The organism is Paenibacillus sp. cl130, assembly GCF_900116035.1.
Lineage (GTDB): Bacteria > Bacillota > Bacilli > Paenibacillales > Paenibacillaceae > Paenibacillus > Paenibacillus polymyxa_B.
This window is the reverse complement of the sequence record NZ_FOYG01000009.1, coordinates 150,013-166,592: the sequence shown is the minus strand read 5'-3', so window position 1 is coordinate 166,592 and position 16,580 is coordinate 150,013. Positions and strand designations below refer to the sequence as shown.

The 16,580-nt window shown below is 46.3% G+C and carries 12 protein-coding genes; 10 read left to right on the top strand and 2 right to left on the bottom strand.

Features of this window, described 5'->3' with window-relative positions; genetic code table 11:
* The first annotated feature begins 79 nt into the window (after positions 1-79).
* From BM358_RS22025 to BM358_RS22015, 3 genes are all read left to right on the top strand, one after another.
* Complete coding sequence (locus BM358_RS22025; RefSeq protein ID WP_028541890.1) at positions 80-2,023, top strand: glycoside hydrolase family 127 protein; 1,944 nt, start codon at positions 80-82, stop codon at positions 2,021-2,023.
* A 27-nt stretch (positions 2,024-2,050) separates the two neighbouring features.
* Positions 2,051-3,421, top strand: coding sequence for a glycoside-pentoside-hexuronide (GPH):cation symporter (locus tag BM358_RS22020; protein WP_023986522.1), 1,371 nt, complete (start codon positions 2,051-2,053; stop codon positions 3,419-3,421).
* A 275-nt stretch (positions 3,422-3,696) separates the two neighbouring features.
* Entirely contained in the window at positions 3,697-5,088 is a 1,392-nt protein-coding gene (locus tag BM358_RS22015) for an MATE family efflux transporter (RefSeq protein ID WP_028541891.1), read from the top strand.
* An 88-nt stretch (positions 5,089-5,176) separates the two neighbouring features.
* Here BM358_RS22015 and BM358_RS22010 read toward each other — a convergent pair whose 3' ends face one another.
* Complete coding sequence (locus BM358_RS22010; protein WP_028541892.1) at positions 5,177-6,166, bottom strand: zinc-binding dehydrogenase; 990 nt, start codon at positions 6,164-6,166, stop codon at positions 5,177-5,179.
* 135 nt (positions 6,167-6,301) lie between these two features.
* On the opposite strand from BM358_RS22010, the gene BM358_RS22005 reads away from it, so the two are divergent.
* A complete protein-coding gene (locus BM358_RS22005; RefSeq protein WP_028541980.1) occupies positions 6,302-7,174 on the top strand; it encodes a LysR family transcriptional regulator in 873 nt (290 codons plus the stop codon).
* Entirely contained in the window at positions 7,152-8,300 is a 1,149-nt protein-coding gene (locus BM358_RS22000; RefSeq protein ID WP_028541893.1) for an RDD family protein, read from the top strand. Before BM358_RS22005 ends, BM358_RS22000 begins: the two co-directional genes overlap by 23 nt.
* A 160-nt stretch (positions 8,301-8,460) precedes the next feature.
* On the opposite strand, the gene BM358_RS21995 is transcribed toward BM358_RS22000, so the two are convergent.
* Positions 8,461-10,719: a glycoside hydrolase family 127 protein gene (locus BM358_RS21995; protein WP_028541894.1), complete on the bottom strand. Its 2,259-nt coding sequence runs from the start codon at positions 10,717-10,719 to the stop codon at positions 8,461-8,463.
* Positions 10,720-10,848: 129 nt separating this feature from the next.
* Here BM358_RS21995 and BM358_RS21990 point away from each other — a divergent pair, with 129 nt between their 5' ends.
* The 5 genes from BM358_RS21990 (at position 10,849) to mngB (ending at position 16,562) form a co-directional block, all read left to right on the top strand.
* Positions 10,849-11,742, top strand: a complete 894-nt coding sequence (locus BM358_RS21990; protein WP_028541895.1) for an AraC family transcriptional regulator — start codon at positions 10,849-10,851, stop codon at positions 11,740-11,742.
* 112 nt (positions 11,743-11,854) lie between these two features.
* The gene (locus BM358_RS21985) at positions 11,855-12,310 is read left to right on the top strand and encodes a PTS sugar transporter subunit IIA (protein ID WP_025718799.1); all 456 of its coding nucleotides are present in this window, start codon (positions 11,855-11,857) and stop codon (positions 12,308-12,310) included.
* Positions 12,310-12,627 (top strand): PTS fructose transporter subunit IIB, encoded by a 318-nt coding sequence (locus tag BM358_RS21980; protein ID WP_023986530.1) that lies wholly within the window; start codon positions 12,310-12,312, stop codon positions 12,625-12,627. The genes BM358_RS21985 and BM358_RS21980 overlap by 1 nt, the downstream gene beginning before the upstream one ends.
* A gap of 99 nt (positions 12,628-12,726) precedes the next feature.
* Positions 12,727-13,842 carry a PTS fructose transporter subunit IIC gene (locus tag BM358_RS21975; RefSeq protein WP_023986531.1) on the top strand — a complete coding sequence of 372 codons (1,116 nt, stop codon included), beginning with the start codon at positions 12,727-12,729 and terminating at the stop codon, positions 13,840-13,842.
* A gap of 44 nt (positions 13,843-13,886) precedes the next feature.
* Complete coding sequence (mngB, locus tag BM358_RS21970; protein ID WP_028541896.1) at positions 13,887-16,562, top strand: mannosylglycerate hydrolase; 2,676 nt, start codon at positions 13,887-13,889, stop codon at positions 16,560-16,562.
* Positions 16,563-16,580 lie beyond the last annotated feature (18 nt).

Here is a 16,580-nt window from a genome sequence, read left to right as displayed (position 1 = left end):
TTGTACGATATTATCATTACTTTATCCTTATTTTTTCAAAAATGAAAGCGTTCTATTTCCAGGAAGGGATGTTTATCCAATGAAAACGGCAAAGCCAGTTAAGCATGTCATCATTGATGATTTATTTTGGAAAAAGTATAAGCAGGTTGTGGCGGAAGAGGTTATTCCTTATCAGTGGAAAGCATTAAATGATGAATTACCAGATACAGAACCCAGTCATGCGATTGAAAACTTTAGGATTGCAGCCGGGGAATCCAGTGGGGAGTATTATGGAACCGTTTTCCAGGACAGTGACATTGCCAAATGGCTGGAGACAGTTGCCTTTAGCTTAAGGGATCATCCGAATCCTGCGCTTGAAGAGCGGGCTGATGAAGTAATTGAATTGTTGGGAAGAGCTCAAGCTGAGGATGGGTATCTGAATACGTACTATCTGCTGAAGGAACCCAATAATCGCTGGACGAACCTAAGAGATAATCATGAGCTGTATTGTGCAGGGCATTTTATAGAAGCGGCTGTTGCTTATTATGAAACGACGGGAAAAACGAAGTTTCTTCACATTATGGAGAAATACGTAGACCTGATTCAGCAGATTTTTGGTACGGAAGAAGGGAAACGGAAAGGCTACCCGGGACATGAAGAAATTGAGTTGGCCTTGATCAAATTATACGACGTAACTGCAAAGGATCAATATCTCAAATTAGCGCAATATTTTATTGAACAGCGGGGACAGCATCCTATTTACTTTGCAGAGGAACAAGAAAAGAGAAAACATATTCAAACAGAGCCCACCTGGAATGATGATAACAACATTAATTTCGGCTTAGGCTTCGAATACCAGCAAGCACACCAACCTGTGCGGGAACAAAAAGAGGCAGTCGGCCATGCGGTGAGAGCGGTGTATCTGTATATTGCGATGGCGGACTTGGCCTCGAAAACAGGGGATGCTTCCCTGTTACAAGCCTGTGAAACGCTGTGGGATGATGTAACGAATCATAAAATGTACATCACCGCAGGGATCGGTTCTACTGTAAACGCGGAAGCGTTCACTTGCCATCACGATCTTCCCAATGACAGCATGTACTGTGAGACCTGCGCCTCTGTAGGGCTGGCCTTTTGGGCCAATCGTATGCTGCGCTTAGCGCCAGACCGGAAATATGCCGATGTTTTGGAGCGTGCGCTATACAACGGAACGATTAGTGGGATGGACCTGGACGGAAAACGGTTTTTCTACGTGAATCCGCTGGAGGTTAATCCTTTTCAAAAATCCAGAAAAGATCAGGAGCATGTAAAAACAGAACGGCAAAAATGGTTTTTCTGCGCCTGCTGTCCGCCCAATTTGGCACGAATGATTGCATCGGTTGAGGACAATATGTACACCCAAACGGATGATACGTTGTATACGCATCTGTATATTGCCAGTAAGGTGAACATGACTTTATCTGGTCATGAGGTTGAAATTACACAAACTCATCATTATCCATGGGATGCGGATCTAACCTTTTCGATCCACGTAACAGAGCCGACTTCCTTCAAATGGGCACTGCGGATTCCGGGTTGGTGCAAGCAGGCAGAGGTGAAGGTGAATGGGGAAGCTATGTCATTAGACCATCTGGAAAATGGCTATATCGAGATTCAGCGTACTTGGAAGGACGGAGATGTGGTAACTCTGCATTTGGCTATGCCAGTTGAGCGCATTCGGAGCAATCCACTTGTCTCCATGAACCAGCAGCAAATTGCTCTCCAACGCGGCCCAGTCGTGTTCTGTCTGGAAGAAGTGGATAATGGAGCGAATTTGGCAGGATTAAGATTGACGAAGGATAGCCTCATTACGGAAGAGTTCAGCGAAAACCTGCTGGGTGGCATTGTAAAGTTGACCATAGAGGGATACCGGGTAAAAAATTCGAACGCATTATATAGCTCGGAGCCTCCTGAATTTGTTCCTCAACAAATTACCGCCATTCCTTACTACGCCTGGTGCAATCGGGCTAAAGGGGAAATGCGTGTATGGGTTTATGAATCATAATTCATTCGCATGGGGAGAGGAAAGATCATGAGTACGAGAATTGTGAGTACGGAATCACCGGAAAAGGCAGCAAGTACCGTTCCTTTTCATCGTAAAATCAGCTATTCATTAACGGATACAGCAGGCAATCTACTATACTGTGTCATTTCCAGTTATCTATTATATTTTTATACAGATGTATTCGGTCTTTCTATCGGGATTGCCGGGACATTACTATTTATCACCCGTTTTATCGATGCCATTGATGCCCCGATTTGGGGCATCCTGATTGACCGAACCAAGTCGAAATACGGCCAGAGCAGACCCTATTTTCTATGGTTAGCTATTCCGTTCGCTGTGTTCATGGTCCTTACGTTTACGACACCCAATTGGAGTGAGTCGGGCAAAATTGCATATGCCGCCATTACGTATATCATAGCAGGTATCCTTTATACCGGAATCAGTACGCCGATTACGTCTATTCTGCCTAATCTGAGCACCAATTCTAATGAACGCGTAGTCTTGAACTCCTTCCGCATGGTCGGGGGGAATGTGGGTTTCTTCATCGCCACGACGTTTACGTTACCTTTGGTCGCTTTCTTTGGACAGGGAAATGATCAAAAAGGATTTTCCTTAACGCTCGTTTTATTTGGAATCATGGCGATTATTATGTTTTTCATAGCGTTTGCCGATTTGCGAGAAAATGCAGCAGTGAAAACGAAATCCGTTCCCATTGCTAAAAGCTTTACAGCCATCAAACGAAACTGGCCATGGATGCTCGTTGTAGCTGCCAACTTGTGCTACTGGATTGGTTTGAATATTCGTTCAGCAACGCTAATCTTTTATCTGCAATACAATCTGGACAGTAAGGACTTAGTGCCTTTAATCAATGGACTGACCTCCTTGCAGTTGATCTCGATGGTTCTGATTCCGTTTTTCGCCAGAAAATTAAGTAAAAATGCGATTATGATTATCGGATTGATATTAGCTGCGCTGGGTCAAGTCGTGATTTTAATGGGAAGTACAGACTTAACCCTCATTATTATCGGCTGGATTATTGGTGCGTTAGGATCAGGCTTTGCATGTTCTATGCCGTTTGCGATGTTGTCAGATACAGTCGATTATGGGGAATGGAAAAATGGTATTCGGGCAAGTGGTTTCCTGACCTCCATTGGAAGCGCATTCTGTATTAAAGCAGGTAGCGGAATCGGCGGATTATTGCCAGCATGGATCATGGGCAGCACCGGTTATATCGCTGGGAAAGTTCAAACCCCTACGGCGTTGTCCGGCATTCAGTTTAGCTTTATCTGGCTGCCATTTATCGTCTTCTTGATCGGAATCATTCCTATGTTTTTTTATAAAAAATTCGAAAAGAATGAAGCTTCTATTCAACAAGATTTAATTGCGAGAAGATCATAGACATTCTTTTAACAAGGGTTTAATGATATATTAAAGCATTATAATGCTGCTCCAAAACCTGTTCGCTGAGCTGAGCAGGTTTTTTTGTTTTTTTCTATTCAAATGTGAGTAAAGCCATTGACAGGATTTTCTTTTGGAGTAATACTTCTATGTAGAGAAAAGTGTACAGAATCAAGAACTAGACACATCTAGCCTTGCAACTTTATACATTTTTTCGCCATGAAGGCTCTTCTGTTGAAGGGTTTTTTTCAATTTGAGAAAAAGAATGTGATGATATGAGTCAACTGAGTGTAAGGATGAGAACACATGGCTTTCTGAATAAGCATTTTTCAGGAGAGTCTATCGATTATCGACAGATTATTGCGCTGTTTATCCCGCTTCTGATTGATCAGGCTTTTATTGTGGGTCTTAATTTGGTGAACACGGCTATGATTAGCTCGTCGGGGATGGCGGCAGTCAGTGCTGTAAATATGATCGATTCTTTGAATATTTTTCTGATTAATGTGTTTGTTGCAGTGTCTACCGGGGGAACGGTTGTCGTGGCACAGTATAAGGGGAGCGGTAACGACCTCATGGTCTCTAAAGCTGCATCCGGCACCATTTCCTCCGTTTCCTTGCTGGCCTTATGTATCAGTTTGTTTATGATCGTGTTGTACAATCCAATTTTAAGTGTTCTGTTTGGTTCGGCCTCGCCTGATGTATTAGCTAACGGTAAGGTATATCTGCTGGGAAGCTGTATGTCTTTTGTGGGGATTGCAATCGTTGAGGCAGTGTGTGGGGCGCTGAGGGGAATCGGGAAGACGAGGGCATCGCTGGCTCTTTCGCTCATCATGAACCTCTCGTACGTGCTCCTCAATGTGGTATTCATTAATGTATTGGATATGGGTGTGCTGGGCATGACGATTGCCGTCAATGTGTCCAGATATGCAGGAGCAGTGTGCGCGCTGATCTATTTGGTCAGGGTAGATGATGACTTGCGCGTTCAGCTTAGAGACATGCTTTATTTTAATCTGGCTATGCTTAAAAAGATTCTGTTTATCGGGCTTCCCTTTGCAGCGGAACAGATGTTTTTTAATGGGGGCAAAATTTTAACCCAAATTTTCATTGTGAGCCTGGGGACGAATGCGTTGGCGACGAATGCCATTTGCTCATCCCTAGCTAACGTGTTTCAAATCCCTGCGAATGCTTTGGCTCTTACGATTGTAACCGTGGTCGGTCAATGCATGGGGCGTCGAAATGTCGCGGATGCCCGGAAGTTTACCAAATCGTTTATTTGGCTGTCGTCTTGTTCATTTATTGTAATGGGATTAATCCTGATGCCTTTGTTTGAGCCGATGGTGGGGCTATTTCATCCGCCTGCCGAAATCGTAGATGACATTTTTGTTGTCATTCTGATTAATACGTTGGCCCAGATTCCGCTCTGGTCCATTGCCTTTATTACACCCTCTGCACTAAGGGCAGCAGGTGATTCAAAATTTACGTCCCTCACCTCGATGCTGTCCATGTGGTTATGTCGGGTGGTGCTTGGATATATTTTGGGAATAGTGTTCAATCTGGGGATTGTTGGTGTCTGGTTGGCTATGGATATTGAATGGGGCGTGCGAGGGATCGTTTTCCTTTGGCGCTTCCGCGGCAACAAATGGGTCCAGCATCGTTTGATCGACTGAATAGGTCCACTACCATAAAATTGACTTCTGGATGAAGGCATTTTACGGCAGTGGATTTTTTTCTATTCCTATACTTCGTTCAGGCCCCTTACTCCATCCTGATCCCTATATTGCCTAACTGCGCTCCCTGCTGCATACGGTGGAAGGCTTGCGTTGTGTCTTGTAGAGGAAATACGCTATCTATAATCGGATGGAGTGCATGGCGCTCCATAAACTGAAGCATAGCTGCGAATTCCTCGCCACTGCCCATAGAGGTGCCGATGATGCTGATTTGAGGGAAAAATATAGACCGCAGCGGAATCTCTACTCGATCTCCTGAGCTTGCGCCAAATGTAACGATCCGACCGTTCGGCTTGAGGATATCAAAATATTTATCGAATATAGCAGGACCGATACTGTCAAGAACCAGATCCACAGTGTCTCCGTTCATACTTTCTTTCCATTCGCTATGGCTGTCGAATGCATGATTAGCGCCATGGGCGAGGGCAGCCTGACTCTTGGCTTCGCTGCGTGATGTGACGGTGACCCGTGCACCTGCCGCTAAAGCCATAAGCATGGCATACGTGGCTACACCACCGCCAATACCGGGAATGAGGACGTGCTCACCCTGCTGTAACTGGCCTCTTGTGAAGAGCGCACGATAAGCGGTCAAAGCAGACAAAGGCAGTACCCCTGCTTCTTCCCATGAAAGGTATGCTGGCTTGCTGACGGCATTTTGGACGGGGATGATAACCGATTCAGCGAATGTCCCGTCCGAAGGTCCGCCCAGAATGGCTGGAACCAAGGGAACATGATGCGTATTCTCCCATCCGATACAGGGATTGATAATTACATTGGTGCCTACCAGCGAGGTTGGGACACTAGCACCCACAGCCTCAATCACACCTGCTCCATCCGATCCGAGAATGAGTGGAGCATCGTTGGCAGCCCGATCTGCCATGAGGAATAGGTCCCGATGGTTCAAGCCTGCGGCTTTGAGTTTTACTCTCACCTCATCGTGCCCTGGCTGTCTGTCCGTAACGTCTGTATACATCAGACCCTTAGGGCCATTTTTGCTGGCATGTATCACGGCTTTCATTTTAAAACCTCCCGTGGTGCGAATTTAGATGCAATTGCATGTATATTGAATTGTACAGAGCGGCAAGCATCCGGTAAAATGAACAAAATCGAACGTGAGTATCACAAATGATCATACCAAGCAGGTGACGTATACATGGAAAGCAGTGATTTGAAAATTTTTCGGGCCGTCGCTCGCGAGGGCAGTATCACGAAGGCTGCGCAAGCCTTGAACTATGTACAGTCCAATGTGACCTCGCGGATTCAGCAGCTTGAGGCACAATTGAACGTACCGCTATTTCGCCGATCTAACCGGGGAATGGCGCTAACGCCAGCAGGAGAGAATCTGCTGGAATATGCGGATACCATACTGACCTTGCTGGACGAGGCAGAAAAGTCCACTCAATATTCAGACCAGCCTGCGGGACCTTTGCGACTGGGGTCGATTGAGACGGCGGCGGTTACGCATCTGACTTCTTTATTGACGGAATATCACGCTCAATATCCTGATGTCCATCTATCGCTTATGACAGGCAGCACACATGATCTCGTACAAAAGGTATTGAATTACGAATTAGATGGAGCGTTCGTCTATGGCCCCGTCGATGATCCGCATATAGAGTATGTTGCAGCTTTTGAAGAGGAACTGGTACTCATCTCGGAACCAGGAGAAAGTGATATGAGCAATTTGCTTGCCAAGCCTATGCTGTTTTTCGACGTAGGGTGCACGCATCGTACAAGAGCGGAAAGCTTTCTGAGCGAAGCAGGTGTGGCTGCGTATCAGGTTATGGAGTTCGGAACCTTGGAAGTCATTTTGGGTGGTGTAGCCTCTGGTCTAGGGGTGTCCATGTTGCCACAATCGTCGATTGCAAAGACAGAGGAGGCGGGAAGTATTGCTTCTCATCGTTTGCCCAAAAAATATCGCAAATTAGAGGTGTGGTTTGTTCATCGGCGGGATTCGGTTTACTCCAGTGCACTGTCAGGCTTGCTTCACTGGATGAAAAAGGATGCTATACTTAACCGGGATTAAATTGACAACAGAGGTGTATCATTTGGAGGAACATGGTGTAACGAACAATCCATCTACAGTCGCTCCGGGACCATATGCGACGACTGGCGGCTATCATCGACGAGAACCGGATAAGATGGCAGTATTATCAGAAACATACGGAGCCTCTATTTTTTTCAGAAGATGGGCGGCCTGGATGGTTGACTTCATTCTTATCGTCTTTGGGTATGGAGGGCTGGTTTATTTTACAGCGAAAAAAGTATCTGAAGCGGAAACCCCAAATATGGGCATGGTAGTGATGCTTTTCCTGATTGGCTCCTTCTGCTATTATCTGTTACTGGAAGGACTTACGGGCTATACGCTGGGCAAATTTGTACTTCGTATTCAGGTCGTGAATGGAGAAGGAAGGCCGCCAGGCATGGTTAAATCCTTGATCCGCACCCTCATACAGCTGGTAGATACGAATCCGCTGTTTTTTCTGGGACTGCCCGCGGGGTTATGTGTGCTGGTGACACCTCGGAAACAACGGATTGGAGATATGGCTGCGAGTACATATGTGGTTAAGGTAAGGGATTTGGGAAAGGCCGGCAGAAAGAAAACCGGGATTTTTGCAGGAGCAATCATCCTGATGACGATCATTTCGATTGTCTTTGCTGTATCTTTAATTTCTACGCTCATTACTCAAATCGTGAAGCCTGAGGTATTTACCAGTAAGGATAGCCAGTTTGCGGTTACGGCTCCGTGGAATTGGTCACGAGATAATATGATTAATGAGGAAGCGGATGTTTCCATTAAAAATGAATTGACCGAAAGATATTTGATTGTATTATCTGAACCGAAAAGCGATTTTGACAGCAGTATGACTCTTCAAGAATATAAAGGAATCATTGAGGAACATTTGGTGTCAGGAATTACGGACCCTGAATTGGGGATTGCCTCCGACTTGGTGGTGAATGGATACCCAGCCATTGAGTTTACCCTAAAAGGAGAAGTAGACGGGACTCCGATCATGTATAACGTGACTACGATTGAAACGCCTTCACATTACCATCAGGTGCTTGCCTGGACCTACGCTTCCCGATACAGCAGGGCACAGCAAGAGCTACGCAAGATTAGAGACAGCTTCCGTGAAATGAACATGCAGTGAAGTGAACATGGAGCAATAACGATGAATCGAAGTTATAAGGCAGTAAGCAGAACAAGCAGACAGCTTATAGGAGCGTCTGCTTGTTGTTTTATAAGCTTCCTTTAAAAAACGAACATCAAAACGGAGTAGGCGAAATAGTAGATTTATATAGATAATTTGATCATACAATAGAGTGTCTAATCACTCGTAATCCAGCTACTTTCGCCACTTTACCTTGTGGATGGGCTGTGAATTGAATCGTCACTTCATTCTTCTGGCTCGTCACAGATAGAGGAAGCTCATAGGTGAACGTTTCGAATTTATTCATTTCCTCAGACTCCAGCTTGCCTTCCCCTAAAATCTGACCATCCGCAGTGATGTCAAAGTCACCATGAGGACGGCTCAAGTCCTTCAAATAAGTGACCGCCAATTGGACAGGCTCATCCGAAAGCACCTTCATGACAAAAGAGAACCAGCCCCCAGGCCAGGTATCGCGATATTTGCGGTTATAGATGGACCCCAGACCTACATGCTCGCCAGTAAAGGCATGATCCCGTTCAGGCTGCATTTCGGCAGGCTGCACAACGTCCACTGTAAGTCGTTCCAGCTCTAGCTGATACGCTAACGCGGTACGATATTCTGCCTCTGTTGCTGCCCATTCCTCCTGGGAAAAGAGATCCCAATAGACGGTATATGAACGATCATACATTTGATAAAACGGACGAAGCTGCAAGTCTCCGATATAGCCTAAGTCGGTCGTATGGAATGTATTAGGCTCATTCCCGTCAGCAATCAGCTTCGTTGTCAATGAGTCGGTCGCTCCGATCAGAACAGACGCAAGCAGACGTTCTTCGTTGGATTCCTGCTCAACAGGGCCAAGGTCTCCAGCCAGCACTAGCGGGCCATACATAAAAGCAATTCGGCGTGGATTATCCGGCATTTCCTCGACTCTCACGGTCATAGGAATGTCATACTCGATCGTATCCCCATTGTTCCATTCCCGTTCAATTACAACGTAGCTGGTAGGACAAGCCTCTGTGACGTACTCTTCCCCGTTGATTTTAATCATCATCCCTTGCTCCGCCCAATGAGGGCATCTTAGCTTGATCGCGAAGGATTTGGGCTCCTTGCTGATGACGCGCAGCGTTCCCCGTCCATTTTGCGGAAAGAGAGTGTCTTGTTTGAGCTGTACGCCCATCTCGTCCCATGTCAAGGTAGAAGGGACATATTGATTGACATAGATCGTTTCTGGCGTATGAAAATAAATCGCAGTGGCGTACATGGAGTGGCTTTCCATACCGGAACCGACACAGCATGTGAAATCCTCATATTGAGAATTAAAGGACTTGTGTCCTCCCATTTCCAGCGATACAAAATAGCACACACGTCCATCGACAGGCTGCTGTGAAGCCAGAATATGATTGAACATGGCTCGTTCATAGTAGTCAGCATAGGCTGCATAGGCGTCCCACTCGAACATATGTCTTGTTAATTTCAGCATATTGTAGGTGTTACAAGTTTCACAGGTACCTTCGCCCAAGCGGTCATTCAGCTTCCCGGGTTCACCAAAATGTTCATTATAGCTATTGCCACCAATCACGTAGGAATGCTTGTGAACAACCCGATCCCAGAAAAAGCGAGACAGGTCCGCATATTGCGGTTTTCCCGTCATTTCAAATTGCCGTGCAGCGCCAATGATTTTGGGAATTTGCGTATTGGCATGTCGCCCTGCCAGCGTATCTTGGCTATCTGCGAGATCATTGAGCACCTCTCCGTGATAAAAGCGTTCCGCAAGGCTCAAAAAGCGTTCTTCTCCCGAATGTTCCGCCAGATCCGTCAGCACCTCGTTCATACCGCCAAACTCGCAATGCAGCACCTGCTGCACCTGATCATCGTCCAGCCCTTGAAGTACATCCTCCAGCCAGTTGCCGAGTTTGATTTCTATAGACAGGGCCTTGGGATGAAGCGCCAGCAGATGTGCATCACGCAAGCCAGCAAAAAGTTTGTGCATGGTATATAGCGGCACCCAGCCGCCGTTCAGATCAAAGCCCTGGGAGCGGATATCTCCGGCTTTTACTTCCTCAAAAATCTCTTTCCCACGTGGAATGCCGGAAATGTATCCGTTTCCATGACTGTTTTGGCATATTTCCAGTTCGTCGACCACATAGTTCACGCGTTCCAACAGTCTTTCGTCGCCTGTGGAGGCAAACATCAGTGCACAGCCGGACAGGTAGTGACCGAGTGTATGTCCGCTGATGCCACGCGCTTCCCAGCCTTCATAGTGAGCCGCTTTGGGCTCCAGTCCCGCATATTCACGAAAGCGCGATAGTAAACGGTCGGGTTCCAAACTCAGCAGGTAGGCCGTATTCAGTTCCATCGCATGTAAAAGTGGGCCGGAATCAATTCTTACTTTATGCAAGTCAAAAGCTTTAGCTTTCAAAATCATCGCTCCTTAGCTAAGATGAAAGTGTATATTTCTCCACTACATTAGCATTGCAATCGCGGTATGTCAGTAGCTTAACCATACAATGGGTGGACAAATCCGAACATGACCTAAAGAGGCGATAACATGACCTATCTAAAAGTAAATGTAGATGCTCCGATTCAACTGATCTCGGCAGGCGAGTTTGTTAACGAGGTACCTTGGAAGCATATGAGTCGTTCCATTGAGAATTTTGAGCTGATCCTAGGTGTCCAAGAGACGGTATATATACGGGAGGAACGGGAAGATTTTGAAGTAGGCGAGGGAGATATTCTATTGCTTTACCCCGGTCGTACGCATAAAGGATACCAGGAGTCATTGCCAGGCGTGAAATTTTATTGGTTTCATTTCGATGTTCCCACGACCCCGAATGTATTATCTAATGAAGAAATGAAGCAGGAAACAAGTGCTATGGATGGGCTTTTGCAGCGTCACGGTGTGATGCGTGATATCTATTTACCGCAATGTGTACAGGCAGACAACGGAGATCGGATTCATATTATCGTCAATCAGATTTTGCATGTAGCCAACTCACATTACCTTACGTATCACAGTGCAAATTATTTGTTCACCTCGTTACTGATCGAGATATCTGAACTGGCGCTTAGCCGCTTGCTTTCCAATCCTGTCAGTTCACAGGGGAATGTGAGTTTTAACAAAATTATCGAGTGGACCCGTATTCATGCCGAGGAACCATTGACCGTGACGGATTTAGCCCGAAAATTCAATTACAACAAGGATTATATCTCTCGTTTGTTCAAGCAAAATACAGGCATGCGTCCCCTGGAGTTCATTCATAGTATTCGCATTAACAAAGCCAAAGAGTTGATTTCCCGTACAGATATGAGCATTAAGCAGGTTGCCGAAGAGGCAGGATATACCGATGAGAAGTATTTTATGCGTTTGTTCAAAAAAAGAGCCCACATGACTCCTTCCCAATACCGGAATGCCTATCACAAAACTTTTATGAACAATGTCTAGTGCATTTCCGCTTGGATAGGGAAATTTTATAGATAAAACATGGAGGAAGAGTCGGCTAAAATAAACTTGTAAGCGTTTCACCTATAGATAGAAGGGAGGAGAGACATCCACCATGATTACTAGAGAACAGATTTATTTGGATGAGAAGCTGGAGACCAAATCGGCTGTGTTTGAGTTTATTGCTCAAGAGGCTGAAAAGCTGGGTGTCACCGTCCATAGGGAGCAACTGGTGCAGGATTTGTGGGAGAGGGAAAAGGTATATTCGACAGGGCTTCAGGATCAGTTTGCCATACCTCATACGCAGAGCGAAGTGGTCACCAGACCAGCAGTCCTCGTGATCCGATTGGAACATAGCATTGACTGGGCCTCTCATGATGGCAAGCCTGTCCAGTATATTTTTAGTATTTTGGTGCCTAAAGGGTCCGTGGATGTATCCCATTTACAAATTATTTCCTCGCTCGCAACCCTGCTCTTAGAGGATTCCTTTAAAGAGGCAGTAGCGGGTGCCAATAGCAGCGGCGACGTGTATCATTTGCTGGAACAGTATACAGAAGGGTTGGTGTCATAATGAAAATTGTAAGCGTTACATCCTGTATCGCAGGGTTGGCTCATACTCCAATGGCGGCAAAAGCACTGGAAAAAGCAGCGGCACAGCTCGGTCACCATATTAAAGTGGAGCAGCAAGGCGCACTAGGCCAAGTGAACAAACTTACGGAGGAAGACATTGCAGCGGCGGATTTTGTACTGATTGCCTCGGATCAGACAGTGAAGGATGCAGAGCGTTTTGAAGATAAAAGAATCGTTCGCGTTAAAATCGGTCATGCGGTCAACAATGCAGAAGCGGTTCTTACCAAAGCGGTGGAGGCCATCTCTGCTCAAAAATAAGATTAGGGAGGCAACACGGACAATCAGCAGCGTAGATGATCTGAATGATATCCGATGAGCCTTTGAATAACAGTAGTATTCATGATGGGGGAGAACATGATGAAAAAATGGCTGAGTGAAGCTAAAAAGCATCTGATGACAGGCATTTCTTACCTGCTTCCGGTTATTATTGCAGGCTCCTTGATTGTTGCCGTGTGTAAAATTATCGGCCTGACAATGGGTGTCACTGACTTTGGTCCATATGCTGACAAAAGTGGATTTCTTCATATTTTATACTTAGTCGAAAATGTAGGCTGGCGCGGAATTGGACTGCTAAACATGGTTCTGGCTGGGTATATCGCCTATTCAATTGCCGACAAGCCTGCACTTGCTGCAGGGCTGATTGGCGGCGTGCTGGCACAGGAGACGAATGCGGGATTCTTGGGCGCTCTTGTTGCAGGTTTTTTCGCGGGGTATGTCACCCTCTGGGTGAAAAACAAAGTGAAAATCACAGGTCCGGCCGCAGGCTCTGTTCCGCTAATTATTTTGCCGCTCATTACGGTAGGCTTAACCGGGATTCTCATGTCCGTCATCCTAGGTGGGCCGTTGAGCGCGATTAATGAAGGACTGGTCAACTGGATTAAGCATATGAGTGAGAGCGGAACCAGCACCTTGGCGCTAGCCTTAATTTTGGGAGCCATGATTGGGTTCGATCTTGGGGGTCCCGTCAATAAAGCTGCCTGGATGGCGGGAAATGCGTTATTCCTGTCGGGTGTGTATTTACCCAATATTTTCGTAAACATTGCCATCTGTATTCCACCGCTAGGCTATGGAATTGCAACCCTAATTCTGAAACATCGCTTTTCCAAAACATATCGGGAAGCTGGAAAAGGCTCCGTGATCATGGGCATTATCGGAATTACGGAAGGGGCTATCCCGTTTACACTGCGTAACCCTGCCAAGCTGATTCCATTAAATATGATTGCCTGCGCAGCAGGTGCAGCATTGACGGCTCTGCTGGGCGCACATGTCATCATGCCTCCAATTGGCGGTTTGTATGGCGCCATCTCCGTAGGTACTCCGTTTGCATATCTGGCTGGAGGGGTTACAGGCGCATTAATCATTGTGGCAGGAACCTTGCTCGTCAATTTCCGTGAGGAAGAACAGCAGCAGGCTGAAACGAAAGAGGCCTCTGTTAAGAAAAATGGAGAAGACATTGAGCTTGTATTTGACTAAATATCACTAGATAAAGAATAGACAGCATGGAGGGAGAACGAGATATGAGCCGTACGAAAGTGCATGTCATACCACATACTCACTGGGATCGAGAATGGTATTTTACCACTTCCAGATCCAAAGTCTACTTGGTGAAGCATGTGAAAGAAGTATTGGATGCGTTGGAGAATGGGGACGGTTTTAAATACTATCTTTTGGATGCCCAAGGGTCCTTGCTTGACGATTATACCCGCTGGTGCCCGGAGGATGAAGAGCGCATTCGCCGTCTGGTAAGCGATAAACGCCTGATGACCGGGCCGTGGTATACGCAGACGGATCAATTGGTGATTTCCGGTGAATCGATGGTCCGTAATCTGTATTACGGTATGGAAACGGCGCAGAAATATGGTCATGCCATGAAGGTCGGTTATGTGCCGGATGCCTTCGGCCAGTCGGCGCAGATGCCGCAGATTTATCAGGAGTTCGGTATTCGGCATTTTCTATTCTGGCGCGGGGTAGCCGATAATACGAATCCTAAAACCGAGTTTTTGTGGAAGGGGTCGGATGGCAGTCAGGTGTTTGCGGTACAGATGCCGTTTGGCTACTACTATGGTGGGAATATTCCAGAGGAAGCGGGAGAACTTGAGGCGTATCTCGACAGCCAGATCGGTGCGCTGGAAGAAAAAGCGTCTACCCGCCATGTTTATTTTCCCAATGGCTTCGACCAAGCACCTATCCGCCTGAACTTGCCAGAATTGATTCGCACATTCAACGAGCTGGACCCGGAACGGGAATATGTGATGAATGAGCCGGAACGTTTCCTTGAAGAGATTGAAAAGGACAGCAACGACCTTCCTGTACTGGAAGGAGAGCTTATGGAAGCCAAGCATATGCGTATTCATAAGTCGATTTTTTCCACACGAGCTGACCTTAAGCAGCAAAATAACGAGATTGAACATTTAATCGTGAACACGCTGGAACCTGTACTGTCGATCAGCCATGCACTTGGGCATGAATATCCACATTATATCGTGAAGGATATATGGAAGCTGTTGTTTGAAAATGCAGCCCACGACAGCATTGGTGGATGCAATAGTGATACGACGAATCGGGATGTGGCTTTTCGTTATAAACAGGCGCGAGATATCGCGGAGAATGTATTGGAGCTGCACAAGCGACTGATCGCGTCGAAGATTAAGCAGGAGGAGACTTTTGCCTTCACCATCTTTAATACGTTGCCTTACCCGCGCAAGGGAGTGACAGAAATTGATGCTTACTTGCCGGAAGGAAGCTTTGTCATTCGGGATACGAACGGTCAGCAGCTTTTGTATACGATTACCGAGAAAGTGGAACAAACAGACTACGTGCTCGGTCAGCATATTGATCTGAATCCGAGCAAAAAGGTGTACCTGCCTGAGCGTGTATTCCGTGCCAAGCTGTTGGTGGAGCTTCAGGAAGTACCTGCTATGGGGTACACACAAATTATATTTGATTTTAGTGCAACAGGGGATGCAACAGCAGAACGTAGCAACGGAAAACATATTGAAAATGAATTTTATAGCATAGCCGTACAGGAGAACGGGGCATTAAGCATCACGGATAAAATTTCGGGACGTGTGTACTCAGATCAGATGGTGTTCGAGGAAAACGGAGATGACGGAGATTCCTACAACTATTCTCCACCGGAACGTGATCTTACAGTTTCTTCGCTTGGTGCTGATGTGGAGACGATAACATCCAAAAGTACGGTATCCGAAGAATTGTCCCTTCGGATGAAACTGAAGGTTCCGTATGATTTAAATGAGCGTTCTGCTGCTGGGACTTCAGCTGAGTTGCCACTCCAGGCATCGGTGTCCTTGCGGAAAGGTGAACGCCTGATACGCTTCTCGGTGGATGTGGACAACCGAGTGCTGAGTCACCGTCTGCGGGTGCTATTTGATACTGGGATTGCCTCTAAGCTATCTATTGCAGATCAGCCGTTCGGAGTCATTGCCCGTCCAACTACGCTGGAGGAAGTAAAGGTATGGGAACGGGAGCAGTGGACGGAAAAGCCGATCACCATTGAAGCTATGCAAAGCTATGTTGCATTAAACGATGGTTCCCATGGAGTAGCCGTGATGACTGAAGGAGTAAGGGAATATGAAATCATTGGGCATGAACATGATACAATAGCGCTGACGTTATTCCGCACTTTTGGTTATATGGGCAAGGAGAATCTGCTATACCGCCCGGGTCGTGCCTCAGGAGAAAAGATCGTAGAAACGCCAGATGCACAGCTGCTCGGTGAGCTTACATTTACGTTTGCTCTACATGTCCACGAGTCCGGGTTTGATGAGGCGGGCATTGCTCAAGCGGCCAAGGAATATTTAACACCATTGTCCAGCTACCAGTTGTCTGATTTTCTGAACGGCCGTTTAATTTTTGCCTTCCGAGACGAAGAAAGAATATTTGAGCAAAACTATAGCCTGTTATCTTTTAGCAAGGATTCCAATGTAATCTTGAGTGCATTCAAGAAAGCAGAGCATAGTGATGGTTATATCGTCCGTGTATTTAATCCTTATTTAGAGAAAAATGCGACTGCACATATCACATACAGCGAATCGGCCCATTACGAGTTGGTTTCGCTGGATGAGCGTTCGAAGGGAGAAACATTGGTTTCGTCCGATACGGAAGGTGCACAATTGCCGGAATTGCAGCATTGCAAGCTGTTAACGGTACTGGTAACCCCGGAATTGAACTAACGTGGAAGTAAAATACGG